Here is a 392-nt window from a genome sequence, read left to right on the forward strand (position 1 = left end):
AACTCTATACCTTTTTAACCGAGTGTCATAAGCAAAACATTCGGTTAGCTTTGCTTGCAGACAAAAGCAAAACCTATCAGTTAAAAACGCTCATCAAACCGCTCAACCTTTCCCGCATAGAAGCCAAGCGACTATTGAAAACTCATTTATCGCCAATGACTGGTTTTAATCTTGGGCCGGCTGCGTTTTTCTCTGCGATGAACCACCCTGAGCAACAAGCCTTTCCTTGTCAGGTGTGTGATAACTGCGCACCAGGGTTATTCAAACACTACGGTTATTTGGTTGCTGATACTTCATGGTGCAGCCAGTGTCATGAAAAAGGAGAGTGCATCGACGTGGCGTTAATTGAGCACTACCGAAAACTCGGCATCGATGACGACACGATATGGAAA

1 protein-coding gene is annotated in these 392 nt (G+C 44.6%); it reads left to right on the forward strand.

The window, feature by feature from the left end:
* Nucleotides 1–392, forward strand: a 392-nt coding sequence (locus tag AACR11_RS08590; protein ID WP_079324666.1) for a hypothetical protein, incomplete at both ends; no start/stop codon positions are given.

The organism is Vibrio sp. L85 (genome assembly GCF_963871815.1).
Taxonomy (GTDB): domain Bacteria; phylum Pseudomonadota; class Gammaproteobacteria; order Enterobacterales; family Vibrionaceae; genus Vibrio; species Vibrio harveyi.